The organism is Flavobacterium ardleyense, from assembly GCF_042686085.1.
GTDB classification, from domain to species: Bacteria; Bacteroidota; Bacteroidia; order Flavobacteriales; family Flavobacteriaceae; genus Flavobacterium; species Flavobacterium ardleyense.
In genome coordinates this window covers 439,679-459,105 of record NZ_JBHUOL010000006.1, presented here as the reverse complement: position 1 = coordinate 459,105, position 19,427 = coordinate 439,679, and the positions used below count along the sequence as shown (strand labels likewise).

Sequence of the window (19,427 nt, the reverse complement as noted above, 5' to 3'; positions counted from 1 at the left end):
TTTAACCCCAAGACAATAAAATTATGAAAAAACTTATTTTAAGCGCAGCTTTATTACTTTCAGTTGCCACGTTTGCTCAAAAAGAGGAGCTGAAAACTTTAAAAAAGATTTACTCAAAAAAAGCGATATCTGAAAAAGATTTAGCAATGTACAAAGATGCTAGTGACGCATTGCAAAGTAAAGCTACCGAAGAATCAGATAAAGTATATGCAGAACTTTATAAAACGATGTATCCTACCGTTGTTTTAGCTTCTAAAGGAGATAAAGCTAGTCCTCAGGATCTAATGAAATTATACACTCCTGAATTCGTAAAAGAATACGGGGCTGTTATTGATGAAACTATTGAATTTGAAAAAAAATCAGGTAAAAAAATTCATACAGATGAATTAATTGCTGAAAAAATAGAATTTAAATCAAATTTAAGTGCATTAGCTATGTCGTTAAATGGCGCAGCTAAATTCAAAGAAGGTTCTGATGTTTTTTATAATTTATATATTTTTGACCCCAAACAAGAAGGTAAATCACTTCATAATGCAGCGCTCTTAGCTATTCAGTCAAAAGATTATAAATTAAGTGAAAAACGATATGAAGAGCTTTATAAAAGTGACTATTTAAATAATAGTGTTCATTATTATGCTGTAAATAAAGCGACTGGAAAAGAAGAGGATTTACTTACAAAGGAAAATAGAACAAAATTCATAGGATTAGGCGTTTATGAAAAACCTAGAGATGAAAAAGTTAGCAAAATGAAACCAGAAGTTTTAAAGATGCTTGCAATTTTATATGATCAAAACGGTGAACTTGCTAAGGCCAAAGAAGCTTATGCGGGCGCTAGATTGTTGTTGCCAAATGATAACGAATTAAAAACAGGAGAATTTAGTATCTACTACAATGAAGGGTTCGCTGGCCTGGCTGATGAATCTAAATTAGTTGATGAAATGAATGCAATTAGTGCTAATGACAAGAAAATGCCTGAATTAGTAGCTAAAAGAAAAGAAATGTTCAGTAAGGTAATTCCTTTATTTGAAAAAGCATACTCAATCAAACCAGATGATGCAAATACCAGAAGTGTTTTAAAATTAGGATACGAAGTTACGGGACAAACTGAAAAAGTTAAATCCCTAAAATAAGATATGTTTTTTATATAGAGAAGGTGCTAGATTTAATTCTAGCACCTTTTTCATTTATATCTTCTTCTTAAATTCCATACATTTGTAATTCAAAATTTTATATGACGGCTCAAACTAATAAACTAAAAATAATAAACGATCCTATTTATGGTTTTATTACCATTCCTAATGCGTTAATTTATGATTTAATTCAACATCCATATTTTCAAAGGTTACGTAGAATTTCACAGATGGGTATGTCTTATTTGGTTTATCCTGGCGCGCATCATACGAGATTTCATCATGCTTTAGGTTGTATGCATGTGATGCAAAAAGCAGTTCATACGCTTAAATTCAAAGGTGTTTCTATTTCGCTAAAAGAAGAAAATGCGCTTTACATAGCGATTCTTTTGCATGATATTGGTCATGGGCCATATAGTCATGCAATGGAACACAGCATTGTTGAGGAAGTGCATCATGAGGAATTGTCGTTACTTTTTATGGAGCAATTGAATAAAGAGTTTAATGGAGAATTATCATTGGCGATTCAAGTTTTTAAAGGAGAATATCAACGACAATTTATGCTTCAATTGATATCAAGTCAACTTGACATGGATCGAATGGATTACCTTAAACGAGATAGTTTTTATAGCGGTGTAGCCGAAGGGAATATAAATAGTGACCGATTAATTCAGATGATGAATGTTCAAGATGACATCTTGGTGATCGAAGAAAAAGGGATTTATTCCGTAGAAAAATTTTTAGTAGCCCGAAGATTGATGTATTGGCAGACTTATTTGCATAAAACTAGTGTTGTCGCAGAGCTAATACTGACAAAAATATTAAAAAGAGCAAAAGAATTAACGCAAAAAGGTATCGTTTTACCTTGCAGTGAATCTTTGCAATTCTTCATGCAGTACAAAATTACACTGCAAGACTTCGATAAAACTGTCTTAGATAAATTTTCTTATTTGGATGATTATGATGTTATGGGAGCTATCAAATCATGGCAATTTAATGAGGATTATGTGTTGCATAATTTATGTAGAATGATCCTTAATCGTGATTTACTAAAGATTCAAATGACCGAAGATAAACCAGACAAAGACAGGTTATTAGAACTTAAGAATAAATTCATAAATAAGGAGAATATAACCGAAAAAGAAGCAGATTATTTTGTATTTAAAGGGAAGATTAAAAACCAAGCTTATAATAAATCAATCGAACCTATTTATATTCTAAAAAAGGATAAAAGCATTGAAGATGTTGTCGAAGCTTCAGACCAGATGTACTTGAAAGCATTGTCAAAAGAAGTGACTAAGTATTACATTTGTTTTCCGAAAGTGATACTAGAATCTTAACATTATAATTAATTTTTATATTTTTGTCCAATTGAAATACTCAAATTTGTATATTTGATACTTTTGAGTCGTTTTATATTTATCATTCTGTCAAAAACGGAATAAACATTACTTTTAAAATGAAGTTTACAGCAGCGCAAATAGCAGGTATTTTACAAGGTGAAGTAATAGGTAATCCTAATGCTGAAGTTTATAGATTGTCTAAAATAGAAGAAGGAACCGAAGGATCGCTTACTTTTTTAGCAAATCCTAAATATTTGAATTTTATCTATTCTACCCAAGCAACCGTTACTATCGTTAGTAATACCTTTGAGCCTGAACAAGAAATAACAACTACTTTGATTAAAGTTGACGATGCCTATGAATCATTTTCAAAATTATTAGAATACTACAATCAAGTGAAATTGATGAAATCAGGAATAGAGGAACCTTCAGTTATTTCTGAAAATGTATCTTATGGTACTGATTTATATTTAGGAAGTTTTAGCTACGTGGGTAAAAATGTCATTATTGGAAACAATGTAAAAATCTATCCAAATAGTTTTATAGGGGACAATGTGACAATTGGTGATAATTGTGTTTTCTTTGCAGGCGTTAGAATCTATTCTGAAACTGTAATTGGAAATAATTGCACCGTTCATTCTGGCGCTATTATAGGTTCAGATGGTTTTGGATTTGCACCACAAGAAGACGGTACTTTTAAGAAAATACCGCAAATTGGAAATGTAATTATTGAAAACGACGTTGAAATAGGTTCTTGCACAACTATTGATAGAGCAACATTAGGCTCTACTTTTATTAGAAATGGTGTAAAATTAGACAATCACATTCAAGTAGCGCACAATGTTGAAATTGGCGAAAATACAGTGATTGCTGCTCAAACCGGAATTGCAGGTTCAACAAAGATTGGTAAGCATGGAATGATTGGTGGGCAAGTTGGTTTTGCAGGTCATTTAGTAATAGGTGATAATGTAAAGATCCAAGCACAATCAGGGATTGGGAAAAATGTGGGAGATGATGAAGTAGTACAAGGAAGTCCAGCATTCAATTTTGGAGATTTTGCAAAATCATATGTGCACTTTAAAAATCTACCAAAAATTGTTTCAGATTTAGAAGAAATTAAGAAAAACAATAATATATAAATTGAATAATATCATGGTCAAACAGACAACCATTGCCAGTGAAATTACGCTATCTGGAGTAGGGTTACACACAGGAAAAGAAGTTACAATGACTTTTAAACCTGCCCCTATTAACAACGGTTTTACATTTGTTAGAGTCGATTTAGAGGGGAATCCAATTATCGAAGCTGATGCAAATTATGTTGTGAATACACAACGCGGAACAAACCTTGAAAAAAGAGGTGTTATGATCCAAACGCCCGAGCATGTTTTAGCAGCAGTAGTAGGTTGTGATTTAGACAATATTGTAATTGAGTTGAATTCTTCGGAATTACCTATTATGGATGGTTCTTCAAAATATTTTGTAGAAGCTATCGAAAAAGCTGGAATCGTTGAGCAAGAAGCCGAACGTAAAGTTTACGTTATAAAAGACGTTATTACATATACTGATGAAGCTACAGGAAGCGAAATTACTGTTATTCCTAGTGATAACTACTGCGTAACTGCTATGGTAGATTTTGGTACCAAAGTATTAGGTACTCAAAATGCCACTATGAAAAATATTTCAGAATTTAAAACTGAAATTGCAAATTGTAGAACGTTCAGTTTTTTACATGAATTGGAAAGTTTATTGAATAATGGATTAATAAAAGGAGGCGATTTAAATAATGCTATTGTTTATGTAGATAAAGAAATATCTTCAGAAACAATGAATAATTTAAAGAAAGCGTTTAACAAAGAGACTATTTCGGTAAAAGAAAATGGAATTTTAGATAATCTTACGTTACATCATCCAAACGAAGCAGCTCGCCATAAATTGTTAGATATTGTTGGTGATTTATCTTTAATTGGAATTAGAATTCAAGGTAAAATTATCGCTAACAAACCAGGTCATTTTGTAAACACTCAGTTTGCTAAAAAGCTTCAGAAATTAATTAAAATTGAAGAGAGAAATCAAGTTCCTGTGTATGATTTGCACAAAGAACCATTGATGGATATTCATCAAATTATGGCAATTTTGCCTCATAGACCACCATTTTTATTTATTGACAGAATATTAGAAATGTCAGATTCGCACGTTGTTGGATTGAAAAATGTAACAATGAACGAACCTTTCTTTGTAGGACATTTTCCAGACGCACCAGTGATGCCTGGGGTTATTATCGTTGAAGCTATGGCTCAAACAGGAGGGATTTTGGTATTAAGCACAGTTCCAGATCCTGAAAATTACCTTACATTTTTTATGAAAATTGACAATGTAAAATTCAAACAAAAAGTATTACCAGGTGATACATTAGTTTTTAAGTGTGATTTAATAACACCTATTAGACGTGGAATTTGTCACATGCAAGCAAACGCTTATGCTAATGGGAAATTAGTAGCTCAAGCCGAATTAATGGCACAAATCGCTAAAAAACAATAAGACTATGAATCAACCGCTAGCATATGTACATCCAGGAGCCAAAATTGCTCGAAATGTAGTAATTGATCCTTTTACAACCATTCATAACAATGTAGAAATTGGCGAAGGAACTTGGATTGGTTCTAATGTTACCATTATGGAAGGCGCAAGAATTGGTAAAAATTGTAATATTTTTCCAGGAGCAGTAATTTCCGCAGTACCACAAGATTTAAAGTTTGGTGGTGAAGATTCGCTAGCAGTTATTGGTGATAACACTACTATTAGAGAATGTGTTACTATTAATAGAGGTACAGTTGCGTCAGGTCAGACTAAAATAGGTAAAAACTGTTTAATTATGGCAACTGCTCATATTGCACACGATTGTCATATTGGTGATAATGCTATAATTGTAAATGGTGTTGCTTTAGCAGGACATGTTACGGTTGGTGATTATGCAATTATTGGAGGTTTAGCTGCGGTTCATCAATTTATTTCAATTGGAGAACATGCTATGATTTCAGGTGGAAGTTTAGTTCGTAAGGATGTTCCTCCGTTTTCAAAAGCAGCAAAAGAACCTTTATCCTACGTCGGAATTAATTCAGTTGGACTAAGAAGAAGAGGTTTTTCAACAGATAAAATTAGAGAAATTCAAGATATCTATAGAATTTTATATCAAAAAAATTACAATACCACTCAAGCAGTAGCAATTATCGAAGCAGAAATGGAAGCAACGCCAGAACGTGACGATATTATTCAATTCATAAGAAATTCTTCTCGAGGAATCATGAAAGGATATAGCGGCAGCTCAATGTAAGACTAGAAAAAATCACAATCACTTAAAAATAAAATAAAATGGCAAGTACATCAGATATTAGAAATGGATTATGCATTAAATTTAATAACGATATATATAAAATTGTTGAATTTTTACATGTTAAACCAGGTAAAGGTCCCGCGTTCGTAAGAACCAAATTAAGATCATTAACTAATGGAAGAGTTTTAGACAATACGTTTTCTGCAGGGCACAAAATTGAAGAAGTACGTGTTGAAACGCATACTTACCAATACTTATATGCTGAAGGTGATCAATTTCATTTTATGAATAATGAATCATTTGAGCAAATTACTTTAGATAAAAAAGTATTAGATAATCCAGGTTTGTTAAAAGAAGGAACTAATGTAATGATTATGATTAATGCTGAAACAGAACTTCCTTTATCTGTTGATATGCCGGCTTCTATCGTTTTAGAGGTTACTTATGCTGAGCCAGGTGTAAAAGGAAACACAGCTACAAATGCTACTAAACCAGCAACTGTTGAAACTGGAGCTTCAATCAATGTGCCTTTGTTTATCAATGAAGGAGATAAAATTAAAATTGATACAGCTACCGGAAACTACATGGAAAGAGTAAAAGAATAATTTTTAAAATGTTCCGATAACTACCTGTTTTCGGAACATTTTCTTATAAATTACTTTTAAACGAATAAATACAAATGAAATTCCCTAAAACTTATCCTCTTAAGGAAATAGCACAAATTATCAATTGTAATTTTGTGGGCGATGAAAATTTTCCTGTGCACGGCATGAACGAGATTCATGTGGTTGAAACAGGTGATATTGTTTTTGTTGACCATCCAAAATATTACGATAAAGCTTTGCAATCCGCAGCAACTATTGTTTTAATTAATAAAGAAGTAGATTGTCCTCAAGGAAAAGCGCTTTTAATTTCTGATGATCCTTTTAGAGATTTTAATAAATTAACCAATCATTTCCGACCTTTTCAAGTGGCAAATAAAGCTATTTCTGAATCGGCAATAATTGGAGAAGGAACAATAATTCAACCGAATTGTTTCATCGGACATAATGTTCAGATTGGAAAAAATTGCTTAATTCATCCTAATGTTACTATTTACGATAATACGTTAATTGGTGATAATGTAATGATTCATGCCGGAACTATTTTAGGTGGCGATGCTTTTTATTATAAAAAACGACCAGAAGGCTATGACCAATTGATTTCGGGCGGAAGGGTAGTAATTGAAGATAATGTCGGAATTGGTGCACTTTGTACAATAGATAAAGGTGTTACCGGAGATACAACCATTGGAGCAGGAACAAAAATTGACAATCAAGTTCATGTCGGACACGATACTGTAATTGGTAAAAAATGCCTCATTGCTTCACAAACAGGAATCGCAGGTTGCGTAATTATTGAAGATGAAGTCACAATTTGGGGTCAAGTTGGAACTACTAGTGGCATCACAATTGGAACAAAAGCCGTAATTATGGGCCAAACTGGTGTAACTAAATCTGTAGAAGGCGGTAAAACTTATTTTGGAACACCAATTGAAGAATCTCGTGAGAAGTTAAAACAATTGGCTAATGTAAAGCGAATTCCTGAAATTATGGAAAAATTAAAAAAGTATGACAAATAGAGAGAAAATCGAGTTTCTATTCAAAGATGACGGAATGCGAAATGAACAATTTTTAAAAGAGTTGATTCATGAAGATTTTAAGTTAGAATGGGATAGTTCTTCAGGCAATTCTATTTCAGATAAAAGCTTTATTTTAAATCTAAGCGATGCGATTAATGCGAATTATGAGATTTCATATTTTGAAATTTCACACATAATTGAAGAGAATAATCAAATTGTTGTAAAATACAGCCACAAAGTAGCTACAATTGAAAACCCTAAGGAAATAATGTTAATCACGAAAGCCGTGGCTATTTGGACCTTTGAAGAAGGGAAAATCACAAATGGATACTTAATTAGCAAACCTAATTAAAAATATTCGGGAAACATAGTGACAATAGTTGCTAAAAAACTTACTTTTGCATAAAATTTAAACACAATCTAATTCATATATCATGAGCGTTTTAGTTAATAAAGATTCAAAAATAATTGTACAAGGTTTTACAGGTAGCGAAGGAACTTTCCACGCTTCACAAATGATTGAGTACGGAACGAATGTTGTGGGTGGTGTTACGCCAGGAAAAGGTGGAACAACTCATTTAGAAAGACCCGTTTTTAATACTGTTGCACAAGCAGTAAAAGAAGCAGGAGCAGACACTTCAATTATTTTTGTACCGCCAGCATTTGCTGCTGATGCAATTATGGAAGCTGCTGAAGCTGGAATTAAAGTAATTATTTGTATCACGGAAGGAATTCCTGTTGCAGATATGATTAAAGCAAACGAATACGTAAAAAATAGAAACTGTAGATTAGTAGGTCCTAACTGTCCAGGAGTTATCACTCCAGGTGAAGCTAAAGTTGGTATTATGCCAGGTTTTGTTTTCAAAAAAGGTACAGTAGGAATTGTTTCTAAATCAGGAACATTAACTTATGAAGCAGCGGACCAAGTTGTTAAACAAGGATTAGGAATTACAACAGCTATCGGAATTGGTGGTGACCCAATTATTGGAACTACTACTAAAGAAGCAGTTGAATTGTTAATGAACGATCCAGAAACTGAAATTATCATTATGATTGGAGAAATCGGTGGTCAATTAGAAGCTGATGCTGCTAAATGGGTTAAAGCTGATGGAAACCGCAAACCAGTTGTTGGATTCATCGCAGGTGAAACCGCTCCAAAAGGAAGAACAATGGGTCACGCAGGTGCAATTGTAGGTGGAACTGATGATACTGCAGAAGCTAAGAAAAGAATTATGAGAGAATGTGGAATTCACGTTGTAGATTCTCCAGCAGAAATTGGTAAAAAAGTAAAAGAAGTTTTAGGATAATTTTACATCATATATTTAAAGTAAAGCCTTACAATTGTAAGGCTTTACTTTTTTTAACAAACTAAAGTATTATATTTGTTACACTTATTTAAAAACTAGACATAATATGAAATTATTAGAAGGAAAAGTTGCAATTATCACTGGAGCTAGCCGTGGAATTGGTAGTGGAATTGCAAAAGTTTTTGCAGAACAAGGAGCAAATGTTGCTTTTACTTACAGTTCATCTGTAGAATCGGCGATGGCTTTAGAAAATGAATTAAATGCTTTAGGAATTAAAGCAAAAGGATATAAATCAAATGCTGCTGATTTTACAGAAGCTCAGAAATTGGTAGAAGATGTTTTGGCTGAATTTGGTACAGTTGATGTTTTAATCAACAATGCTGGAATCACTAAAGACAACCTATTAATGAGAATGTCTGAAGAAGATTTTGATAAAGTAATCGAAATCAACTTGAAGTCAGTTTTTAATATGACAAAAGCAGTACAAAAGATTATGTTGAAAAACCGCAAAGGTTCAATCATAAATATGAGTAGTGTTGTTGGAGTAAAAGGAAATGCAGGTCAAGCGAATTATGCAGCTTCTAAAGCGGGTATGATTGGTTTTACAAAATCAATTGCCTTAGAAATAGGTTCAAGAAACATCCGTTGCAACGCAATCGCACCTGGATTTATTGAAACAGAAATGACTGCTAAATTAAACGAAGATGTAGTGAAAGGTTGGAGAGAAGCTATTCCTTTAAAAAGAGGTGGAACTCCTGAAGATGTTGCTAATGTTTGTGTGTTTTTAGCCTCAGATATGAGTGCTTACGTAACCGGACAAGTAATTAATGTCGATGGCGGAATGCTTACATAATATGGACCAGAAATTAAAAACTCTTCAAACGATACATTTAGCTTTAGTAATGGGAATTGTTATTGCCTATTTCGTTTTATTAGATAAAAATTTTATTATCAATTTTAAATTTCCAAAAATTGAAGGAGAAGCTATTGTATTTGCAATAATTCCTGTTGTAGCTATACTATTAGGTAACTTTTTATTCAATAAAACAATTAGTAAAGTCGATTCAAGATTATCAGTTGAAGAAAAATTTACAACATTTCAAACTGCCTCAATAATCAGATGGGCAGTATTGGAAGGTGCTGCGTTTTTAATATTAATACTAAAACCAGAATTGTTTATTTTTGGAATTCTATTATTAATTTATTTTATAATTACTCGACCTAGTGAAAATCAGGTAAGAAATTACTTAAGTTAACATATAAACTTTTAAACAATTGACAACCAACACAATTCTCCTGCTTATTTTATCAGTAATAATTGCTGTCGGCTTGTCTTTTTATCAATATATTTATAAAGTCAAAAACCAATCAAAAGTGTATTGGTTTTTGGCTTTTTTACGTTTTTTAAGTTTATTGTCGATTTTCATTTTACTGATTAATCCAATTATTAGTCGAAAAATCACAGAAATCAAGAAAACGCCACTTCCAATAGTTGTTGATAATTCGAAATCTATTGCCGAATTAAAGGCCACTAAAGAAGCTAGTGAATTATATCAGAAAATTGCTAACAATAAAGACGTCACAGAAAAATATGATGTCCAGTTGTTTTCGTTCGATGAAGATTTCAATTCTTTAGAACAATTAGATTTCAAAGGAACACAATCGCATATTGATGGTGTTGCAAAAAATCTAAAACAGTTATTTAGAAATACTAATTATCCAGTTGTACTAATTACCGATGGAAATCAGACAATGGGAAATGATTATTTGTTTAGTTTTCAAGAAAATACTAGCGTTTTTCCAGTTGTTTTGGGAGATACTACGACGGTTTTCGATTTGAAAATTAATCAGATTAATGTAAATAAATACGCTTTTTTAAAGAATAAATTTCCAGTTGAAGTGTTTTTGCAATACAATGGAAATCAAACAATTTCGACAACTTTTGCTATTCAAAACGGAAATCAAACTATTCACAAACAAAATATTACTTTTTCAAAAGATAAAAAAGCTCAATCCATTTCAGTTTTATTGAATGCAGATAAAGTAGGAATTGCCAAATACAAAGCCGTAATTTCATCTGAAGTAAAAGAAAAAAATACATTTAATAATAGTAAGAATTTTGCCGTTGAAGTGATTGATCAAAGAAGTGAAATTGCTTTAATTTCCACTATAAATCATCCGGATTTAAGTGCATTGAAAAGAAGTATCGAAGTTAATCAACATCGTAAAGTAACTATTCTTAAGCCAAATGAAATCAAAGCATTAGAAAATTATAATGTTTTAATTTTTTATCAACCAGATGCTTCTTTCAAAACAATAGTTGATAAAAATAAAGTTACGCAGTTAAATACGTTTATCATCACAGGAACGACTACCGATTTCAATTTTGTAAACCAGATGCAATCGGATTTAACGTTTAAAATGTCGTCTCAAAATGAAGATTATTTGGCCGCATTTGAGTCCAATTTTAATTTATTTGCTCAACCAAATATCGGTTTTGAGAATTTTCCTCCGTTGCAAAATAAATTTGGAACGATTACACCAAACAACAATCTTTCAACTTTACTTTCGGCAAGAATTCGAAATGTAGAATTGCAAAATCCAATCTTAACTTTCGCAGAAAATGGAAGTAAAAGAAACGCTTATTTACTAGGAGAAAACATTTGGAAATGGCGTTTAGAAACCAACATCAATAAAAAGTCATTTGACGAATTTGATTTGTTTACCGATAAAATTATTCAGTTTTTAATGACTAATGCTTCAAAAAAGAATTTAAATGTAACGTATGAAAGTTTTTATAATTCTGGCGAAAACATTGAAATATCAGCCGAATTCTTCAATAAAAACTATGAATTCGACGAAAAGGCACAATTAACCATCCAGGTAGTCAATACAAAAACCAAAGCGTCTAAGAAATACGATTTATTAAAAGCTACAAATAACTATAAAGTAAACTTAGACGGTTTAGAAGCCGGAAATTATTCGTTTAAAATTACTGAAAAACAATCTAATTCTAATTTTTCTGGAGCTTTTGAAGTCTTAGATTTTGACATCGAAAAGCAATTCGTAAATCCAGATAAAGCTCGTTTAGAACAATTGGCTAGCAATACAAATGGTGCTGTTTTCTATCCAAATCAAATGGAACAATTAATTAAGTCGTTAGTTGAAAATGAAAATTATATTCCAATTCAAAAAACAATTATTAAGAAATCACCACTTATTGATTGGACTTGGCTGTTACTGCTTTTAATCGCTTCTTTAGCAATCGAATGGTTTACCCGAAAATACAATGGTTTGTTATAACTTAAGTAAATTTTAACTTATTTTTTAATTCTCAAATTACTAAAAACAGCTTTAAGTAATACTTTGCGATATTTTCATTAAATTTGCGATATGAATAAATTAGTCACATCTTTTTTAATAACCGTATTTTTGTGTGCGAACACATCAATAGGCGAGTTGTTGAAAGTGCCTAATTTAGTAGAACATTACAAACAGCACATTCAAGAAGCTTCAAATTCTTCTGCTTCATTTGTTGATTTCATCAAAGATCATTATGCTAAAAACACGGATAACGATTTAGACGAACATCAAAATTTACCTTTTAAAACGTTTGATCATAGTTCAAATGTATTAATTGATTTTCCAATTTCACACTTTAAATTGGAAACTGAAAAAGTTGCTATTGTAACGAATAAAACATTTGTTTATAAAAATTCATTCAAGTCAAATCTGTTCACTTCCATTTGGCTTCCCCCAAAAATAGCCTAACATAGTACCGTTTAATATTTAAACGAATCCTTTAGTATTATCTGTATTTATCTAATAATGAGATGAATGCTATTTATTAATTTTATTATTGTAATAAAATGTTAGAAAAAATAATCGCTTTTAGTTTAAAAAATAAACTAATCGTTTTGCTATTTACATTAGGAATTTTTGGATTTGGATTGTTTTCCATTTTTCAAATTTCCATTGGTGCTGTGCCTGATATTACGAATAATCAAGTGCAAGTAATCACTACTTCAGCAAATTTATCAACACAAGATATTGAACAATATATTACGTATCCTGTAGAAATTGAAATGGCTAATTTACCAGGTGTGGTAGAAATTCGTTCTATTTCGAAATTCGGATTATCCGTAGTTACTATTGTTTTTAATGAAGAAATTGGAACTTATCTTCCAAGACAATTAATTGCCGAAAAGATAAAATCAGCATCCGAAAAAATTCCAGCCGGATTTGGAACTCCAGAAATGGGACCAATTACAACAGGTTTGGGAGAAATCTATCAATATACCTTAGAAGTTAAACCAGAATTCAAAGACAATTATACCGTTACTGATTTACGTACCATTCAAGATTGGGTGGTTAAAAGACAATTATCGGGAATTAAAGGTGTTGTTGAAATTAATACTTGGGGTGGTTATCTAAAACAATATGAAGTTGCCATAAATTCGGCAAGTTTAAAAGCGATGAACATCAACACAACCGATGTTTTCAAGGCTTTAGAAAATAACAACAGTATTGCCGGCGGAGCTTATATCGAAAAAGTAAATCAAAGTTATTTCATTCGTGGCGAAGGAAAAGTAACATCTCTAGAAGACATTGAAAATATTGTAGTTAACAACAATTCGGGAACGCCAATTTATATAAAAAATATTGCCGAAGTGAAATTTGGTCACGCCAATCGTTTCGGTGCAATTACCGGAAATGGAGAAGGTGAGAAGGTTTTAGGTCAAGTAATGATGCTAAAAGGAGGAAACTCTAAGCAAGTTATCGACGATGTAAAACACAGAGTTACTGAAATTGAAAAAACCTTACCAGAAGGCGTTTATATCAATGGTTTTTTAGAAAGAAGTGAATTAGTAGGAAAAACAACATTTACAGTAGCTGAAAACTTAATTTTAGGTTGTTTAATCGTGATTTTTGTCGTGGTTTTATTATTAGGAAATTGGAGATCAGGATTAGTAGTTGCTTCGGTAATTCCGTTGTGTTTGCTTTTCGCGATCTCATTTATGAATATTTTCCATATCGATGCCAATCTAATGAGTTTAGGTGCAATTGATTTTGGAATTATAATCGATGGAGCTGTAATTATTGTTGAGTTTATAGCTTTTCAAATCGCCCATAAATCAAAACATTTAGTCGGATTATCAAGAGAAGAACAACGAATTCAAATTGATGAAATTACTTATAAAAGTGCTTCTAAAATGATGAATTCGGCTATTTTCGGTCAATTAATCATCTTAATTGTGTTTATACCGATTTTATCACTTTCTGGAGTAGAAGGAAAGATGTTTAAACCAATGGCAATGACATTTAGTTTTGCATTATTAGGAGCTATGTTGCTTTGTTTTACTTATGTTCCGGTAGTTTCTTCACTATTTTTAAAACCAAATGAAGAAAATCCAAAATCAATTTCAAACCGATTAATCGCTAAATTAAATGCACTTTATTTCCCTGTAATTAATTGGGCTTTGCATCATACTAAAAAAGTATTATACGGAGCAGTAGCCTTATTTATAATCACCATCGGAATTTTTACAACAATGGGTGGGGAATTTATCCCAACATTAGATGAAGGTGATTTCGTAATTCAACCTGTTTTAAAAACGGGAACTTCTTTAAGTAAAACCATCGAAATTACGACAAATATTGAAAAAATAATTCTTAAAAACTTTCCGGAAGTTTCTCAAGTGGTAAGTAGAATTGGTGCCGCCGAAGTGCCAACAGATCCAATGAGCATGGAAGAAAGTGATATTATCGTTAAGCTGAAACCAAAATCAGAATGGGTTTCTGCTAAGAATAAAGATGATTTAGCCGATAAAATGAAAATTGCTATCGAGAAGAAAATTCCAAATATGGAAATTGAATTTACGCAACCTATCGAAATGCGATTTAACGAATTAATTTCGGGTTCGCGTTCCGATATTGCGGTGAAAGTTTTTGGAGATGATTTAGATATTTTAGCGAAAAAAGCGACAGAAATCGAAAACGCAATCAAAAATGTAGCAGGAGCTTCGGACATAATTATCGAAAAGACAGAAGGGTTGCCTCAGATGATTGTTGAATATGACAGAAGTAAAGTAGCTAGATATGGTCTAAACATTGCCGATTTAAATGATGCAATTGCTCTAGGTTTTGCAGGAAAAACGGTCGGAAATGTGTTTGAAGGCGAAAAACGCTTTGATATGGTGGTTCGTTTGAAGCAAGAAAATCGCGAAGACATTGAAGATTTGCGTAATTTATATGTGTCAACCCCAAATGGTGAGCAAATTCCACTTCGTGAATTAGCAAGCATTGAATATACTGAAGGTCCAGCGATGATTTCCAGAGATGATACCAACCGAAGAATTGTTGTAGGAATCAACGTTAGAAACCGAGATTTACAAAGTGTTGTTAAGGATATAAGAGAAATTATCGAGACTAAAATTAAATTACCAAATAGCTACAGAGTTACTTATGGTGGTCAGTTTGAAAATTTAGAAAGTGCTAAAGCGAGATTATTAATCGCTGTTCCAGTTGCTTTATTTTTGATATTTATGTTATTATATTTTGCTTTTGGATCAATAAAAGAAGCTTTAATGGTTTATTCTGCGATTCCATTATCTGCTGTCGGAGGAATTTTGTTCCTTTGGATGAGAGATTTACCATTTAGTATTTCAGCAGGGGTAGGGTTTATTGCTCTTTTCGGAATTGCGGTATTAAACGGAATCGTACTAATTGAGCATTTTAAAGAATTGAAACAGCAAGGAATGAAAGATATGAATGAATTAATTTTAAAAGGAACAGCAGACAGACTAAGACCCGTTTTATTAACCGCTTCGGCTGCCGCATTAGGTTTTTTACCAATGGCAATTTCATCGTCAGCAGGAGCAGAAGTACAGCGACCTTTAGCCACAGTTGTAATTGGAGGATTATTCACCGCAACGCTTTTAACAATGATTGTTTTACCAATTTTATTTAAAGTGTTTGAAGAAAGACAAATTAAAAAACTTCAAGCGAAGAATGCCTTGAATAAGGTAGTAGTTATCTTGTTTTTTTTAGGAACAAGTTTTGGATTTGCCCAAAATAACAATCCAGAATTACAAGAACTTGTGTCGAAAGGAATTCAGAATAATAAAGGAATTAAGTCAGGACAATTACAAGTTGATAAATCGAAAGCTTCAATCAAAACAGCTTATGATTTTGAAAAAACCAATATTTACTATAGTTATGACCAAAATAATTTGGCAGTAAATGATAAACCTTTGAAAGTATTTGGAGTACAACAAAATTTTGCTTTTCCCACCGTTTATGGTGCTCAACAAAAAGTAAATGCTGCCGCTTATGAAAAAGAAAAATCAGGTTTCGAAATTCAAAAAAACAAGCTTTCTTTAGAAATTTCAAAGTCATATTATCAAATTGTTTATTTGCAACATCAGGAGAAATCATATACTTATTTAGATAGTTTATACCAAAATTTCTCCACTGCAAGTGATAGACGATTTGAGTTAGGTGAGACAAATTATTTAGAAAAAATTACAGCTCAAGCCAAATTCTATCAAATCAGAGTGAAGTTAAAACAATTGGAAAAAGAGAAAAATAAGCAATATGAAATTCTAAATTCTTTAGTGCAATCGGATGAAAAAACAATAATTGAAACTACTAAGCTAGAACCTTTATATGCTTTAACTGATAGTTCAAATAAAGATTTATATGATTCATATTTTGAGACCGTTACAAAAGAATACAAAAGTAAAATTAAACGAGAAAACCAGAGTTGGTTACCCGATTTAAATGTGGAATATTTTCAAGGAAAAAATAACGGTATATCGCAATCATTGTACGGATTTCAAGTAGGAATTGCTGTTCCTTTATTGTTTTCAGGAAATGTAGCAAAATCAAAAGTAGCTAGGTTAGAATTGCAGTCTTGGGAGCAACAAAAACAAGAAGAAGAGCAAAAAATAGCGACTTACATTAAAGTTTCAAAGAATACTTTAGACCAACATTTAGAAGCTATAAAATACTACAATGAATATGGTAAAAAGTTAGCTTCCGAAATCATTAAAGTGGCGGATATGAGTTACAAACATGGAGAAATTGACTGGTTTGATTACATAAATAGTTTAGAAAATGCTAACACGATTCAAATTGAGTATTTGGATGCAGTAATAGAATTCAACACAACACAACTAGATTTACAATACCTTAATTATTAATAAGATGCTTAAAAAATATATACTATTAGCCGTTTTTTCACTTGTTATGTTTTCTTGTAAAGATAAACAACAAGAAGAAGTTGCAACCGTTGACGAAAATGTAATTACGGTTACTAAAGAGCAGTTTTCTTCTTCTAACATGAAGATTGAAACACCAATGGAACAAGAGTTTGATGTAACTATAAAGACATCTGGTAAAATAGATGTGCCACCACAATATCGTGCAAAAGTGACCCCATTTTTAGGCGGTTATGTAAAAAACACGAAACTTTTAGTTGGCGATAGAGTAGCGAAGGGTCAAGCCTTAATTACATTAGAAAACACAGAATATTTAGATTTACAAAAAGATTATTTAGAATTAGCCGAAAAGCTAAAGTATTTAAAATCAGAATTTGAACGTCAGAAAACTTTGTTTGAAGAAAAAATTTCTTCGCAAAAAAATTATCTCAAAGCAGAAAGTGATTACAAAAGTACCCGTGGAATTTACCAAGGTTTAAGAGAAAAATTACTACTTTTAAACATCAATCCAGCAAGTGTGGAAAGAGGAAATTTCACGTCGCAAATTACGTTAACAGCACCCATTTCTGGTGATATTACAGTTATGAATGTGAATGTTGGTATGTTTATGTCACCTTCTGAAGTTGTTTTGGAAATCGTAGACACCCACTATTTAAATTTGAATTTATCCATTTTTGAAAAGGATATCTTAAACGTCAAAGAAGGACAAAAGATAACTTTTTCAATTCCAGAAGCTAGTAAAGAAGTATTTACTTCAAAGGTTCAAAAAGTAGGAAAATCTATTGAGAGTAAAGATCGAACAATTCCCGTTTTTGGTGAATTGAGTACGGCTGACAAAGCGAAACTACTTTCCGGAATGTTTGTCGAAGCCAATATAGTAGCGACTTCTAAGAAAGGTTTTGGAGTGCCATCGGAAGCTATTATTTACGAAAATAACAATACATTTGTACTGCTAGTAACGGATGATAAAAAAGATATAATTTTCAAAAAAGTAATGGTTACTTTGGGTGAAAAAACAGAAGGTTTTTCAGAAATTATCCTTTCAACAGCTATAAATAAAAATAGCAAAATATTAACTAAAGGAGTTTTTGATTTAACGAATTAAAGAATAGAAATTATGAACGATGCACATTTACATATGGTAGTAAACCATTTTCCAATTATTGGGACAATCTTTGGATTAGGCGTATTGATTGCTGGAATATTTTTTAAAAATAATGTTGTAAAAAATGTCGGTTATGTGCTTTTTGTTGTAGCAGCAATTTTTGCAGCAATAAGTATGGCAACTGGCGAAGGAGCGGAAGAAATCGCTGAAAAATTACCATCTGTAACCGATGAAATTATTCACGAACACGAAGAAATGGCTGAAAAATTAGCACTAGTTTTATATGCATTAGGATTGGTATCTTTGCTTGGTTTGTTCGTAAATTATAAAAATCATGCAAAAGCAAATTTAATCTCTTATTTAGCGGTTATAATTGCAATTGTTGGTGTTTTTTTAGGCAAACAAACAGGAACAACAGGAGGAGAGGTTCGTCATACTGAAATTAGAGAAAATTTTGTTCCAGCACAAAATAGTTCGGACAAAAATTATAAGGATGACGATAATTAGCTATCAATTTTTTATTTAAATAAATACTATGGAAGAATCAAATGACGATTATTTAGACAATCACTACATTCATAAAAGTAATTGGTTGCGTGCAGCTGTTTTAGGTGCAAATGATGGAATTTTATCTACTTCCAGTATTGCAATTGGTGTGGCGGCAGCAAGTGAATTTAGAGAACCCGTAATCTTGGCGACTTTAGCAGGATTAGTAGCAGGTGCTTTATCAATGGCTGCCGGCGAATATGTTTCTGTAAGTTCGCAAACCGATGTTGAAAATGCAGATATAGCTCGAGAGAAAATCGAACTCGAAGAAATGCCAGAATTAGAATTGCAACGTTTAGCCGAAATATATGAAGATAGAGGTTTGAAAAAGGAAACGGCTTTACAAGTTGCAATAGAATTAACGGCTCACGATGCATTAGGAGCACACGTTAGAGATGAATTAGGAATTAACGAAATAAACCAAGCACATCCGTTGCAAGCTGCTTTAGCTTCCGGTGCAGCGTTTACCGTTGGAGGAGTTTTACCTTTTTTAGTAACTTTATTTCTACCAATGGAAACTATGGAATATACGCTTTATGGTTTAGCCATTTTATTCCTAGCAATTTTAGGTGCATTAGCAGCAAAAACTGGCGGTTCTAGTGTTTCTAAAGCAGTATTTAGAGTTACGTTTTGGGGAACAATTGCTATGGTTTTAACCGCTATTGTTGGACACCTTTTTGGGGTGCAGTTAGCTTAAACAAAACATAAATTTTAAAAACATTTTGTTTATTCGGAAAATTAGTTGTTACATTTGCAAAGTTAAATACAAGAAGAAATTATGTTTTCAAGTCAATTACATCATCATCATCATTTTTCCCA

The 19,427-nt window shown here is 32.0% G+C and carries 17 protein-coding genes; all 17 read left to right on the top strand.

What is annotated here, in order from left to right; genetic code table 11:
* The first annotated feature begins 23 nt into the window (after positions 1-23).
* Complete coding sequence (locus ACFSX9_RS03775; RefSeq protein WP_379804599.1) at positions 24-1,130, top strand: hypothetical protein; 1,107 nt, start codon at positions 24-26, stop codon at positions 1,128-1,130.
* A 101-nt stretch (positions 1,131-1,231) separates the two neighbouring features.
* Entirely contained in the window at positions 1,232-2,470 is a 1,239-nt protein-coding gene (locus ACFSX9_RS03770; RefSeq protein ID WP_379804597.1) for an HD domain-containing protein, read from the top strand.
* A gap of 119 nt (positions 2,471-2,589) precedes the next feature.
* Positions 2,590-3,612, top strand: a complete 1,023-nt coding sequence (gene lpxD / locus ACFSX9_RS03765; protein WP_379804594.1) for a UDP-3-O-(3-hydroxymyristoyl)glucosamine N-acyltransferase — start codon at positions 2,590-2,592, stop codon at positions 3,610-3,612.
* A 13-nt stretch (positions 3,613-3,625) separates the two neighbouring features.
* On the top strand, positions 3,626-5,014 hold the full coding sequence (locus tag ACFSX9_RS03760; protein ID WP_379804592.1) for a bifunctional UDP-3-O-[3-hydroxymyristoyl] N-acetylglucosamine deacetylase/3-hydroxyacyl-ACP dehydratase: 1,389 nt from the start codon (positions 3,626-3,628) through the stop codon (positions 5,012-5,014).
* 4 nt (positions 5,015-5,018) lie between these two features.
* Entirely contained in the window at positions 5,019-5,807 is a 789-nt protein-coding gene (lpxA, locus tag ACFSX9_RS03755; RefSeq protein WP_379804589.1) for an acyl-ACP--UDP-N-acetylglucosamine O-acyltransferase, read from the top strand.
* A gap of 38 nt (positions 5,808-5,845) precedes the next feature.
* Entirely contained in the window at positions 5,846-6,412 is a 567-nt protein-coding gene (efp, locus tag ACFSX9_RS03750) for an elongation factor P (RefSeq protein ID WP_379804586.1), read from the top strand.
* A gap of 74 nt (positions 6,413-6,486) precedes the next feature.
* Entirely contained in the window at positions 6,487-7,428 is a 942-nt protein-coding gene (locus ACFSX9_RS03745) for a UDP-3-O-(3-hydroxymyristoyl)glucosamine N-acyltransferase (protein WP_379804583.1), read from the top strand.
* The gene (locus ACFSX9_RS03740) at positions 7,418-7,780 is read left to right on the top strand and encodes a nuclear transport factor 2 family protein (protein ID WP_379804581.1); all 363 of its coding nucleotides are present in this window, start codon (positions 7,418-7,420) and stop codon (positions 7,778-7,780) included. Before ACFSX9_RS03745 ends, ACFSX9_RS03740 begins: the two co-directional genes overlap by 11 nt.
* Before the next feature lie 82 nt (positions 7,781-7,862).
* Positions 7,863-8,735: a succinate--CoA ligase subunit alpha gene (gene sucD / locus ACFSX9_RS03735; RefSeq protein ID WP_379804579.1), complete on the top strand. Its 873-nt coding sequence runs from the start codon at positions 7,863-7,865 to the stop codon at positions 8,733-8,735.
* Positions 8,736-8,841: 106 nt separating this feature from the next.
* On the top strand, positions 8,842-9,588 hold the full coding sequence (fabG, locus tag ACFSX9_RS03730) for a 3-oxoacyl-[acyl-carrier-protein] reductase (protein WP_379804577.1): 747 nt from the start codon (positions 8,842-8,844) through the stop codon (positions 9,586-9,588).
* Between the two features lies 1 nt (position 9,589).
* Positions 9,590-9,991 carry an MFS transporter gene (locus tag ACFSX9_RS03725; RefSeq protein ID WP_379804575.1) on the top strand — a complete coding sequence of 134 codons (402 nt, stop codon included), beginning with the start codon at positions 9,590-9,592 and terminating at the stop codon, positions 9,989-9,991.
* Positions 9,992-10,010: 19 nt separating this feature from the next.
* Positions 10,011-12,038 (top strand): hypothetical protein, encoded by a 2,028-nt coding sequence (locus ACFSX9_RS03720; RefSeq protein ID WP_379804573.1) that lies wholly within the window; start codon positions 10,011-10,013, stop codon positions 12,036-12,038.
* A 90-nt stretch (positions 12,039-12,128) separates the two neighbouring features.
* Positions 12,129-12,506 carry a hypothetical protein gene (locus ACFSX9_RS03715; RefSeq protein ID WP_379804571.1) on the top strand — a complete coding sequence of 126 codons (378 nt, stop codon included), beginning with the start codon at positions 12,129-12,131 and terminating at the stop codon, positions 12,504-12,506.
* Between the two features lie 98 nt (positions 12,507-12,604).
* Positions 12,605-16,939, top strand: a complete 4,335-nt coding sequence (locus ACFSX9_RS03710) for a CusA/CzcA family heavy metal efflux RND transporter (protein ID WP_379804569.1) — start codon at positions 12,605-12,607, stop codon at positions 16,937-16,939.
* A gap of 4 nt (positions 16,940-16,943) precedes the next feature.
* Positions 16,944-18,062 carry an efflux RND transporter periplasmic adaptor subunit gene (locus ACFSX9_RS03705; RefSeq protein ID WP_379804567.1) on the top strand — a complete coding sequence of 373 codons (1,119 nt, stop codon included), beginning with the start codon at positions 16,944-16,946 and terminating at the stop codon, positions 18,060-18,062.
* A 12-nt stretch (positions 18,063-18,074) separates the two neighbouring features.
* On the top strand, positions 18,075-18,569 hold the full coding sequence (locus ACFSX9_RS03700) for a hypothetical protein (protein WP_379804565.1): 495 nt from the start codon (positions 18,075-18,077) through the stop codon (positions 18,567-18,569).
* 28 nt (positions 18,570-18,597) lie between these two features.
* A complete protein-coding gene (locus tag ACFSX9_RS03695) occupies positions 18,598-19,305 on the top strand; it encodes a VIT1/CCC1 transporter family protein (RefSeq protein WP_379804563.1) in 708 nt (235 codons plus the stop codon).
* Positions 19,306-19,427: the final 122 nt, after the last annotated feature.